This window comes from Parvimonas sp. D9, assembly GCF_035282565.1.
GTDB classification, from domain to species: domain Bacteria; phylum Bacillota; class Clostridia; order Tissierellales; family Peptoniphilaceae; genus Parvimonas; species Parvimonas micra.
This window is the reverse complement of sequence record NZ_JAYKBM010000207.1, coordinates 1-253: the sequence shown is the minus strand read 5'-3', so window position 1 is coordinate 253 and position 253 is coordinate 1. Positions and strand designations below refer to the sequence as shown.

1 pseudogene is annotated in these 253 nt (G+C 35.2%); it reads left to right on the top strand.

What is annotated here, in order from left to right:
- Window positions 1-197 (top strand): annotated as a pseudogene (locus tag VJI94_RS08580) (hypothetical protein); the annotation flags it as partial.
- Between the last annotated feature and the right edge of the window lie 56 nt (window positions 198-253).

The window sequence follows — 253 nt, the reverse complement described above, 5'->3', positions numbered from 1 at the left end:
GTATCTTTAATTTCTTCATCACATTACCACAGATCGTAAATGGTATTGGTGGTGGATGGATTGTAAAAAATATTTATGGCGGTCAGCCAATCTATGCTATTGTATTGGCGGGGTTCCTCATGTTATGCGGAGCTGTGAGTGTTTTATTCGTCTATGATGCCGGTGCTATACGCATCAAACAAGAAAAAGTAAACTAAACGAAATAATCCTGAGTATTTTGAATTCAGATTATAAGGAAGATGTATAAAAAATA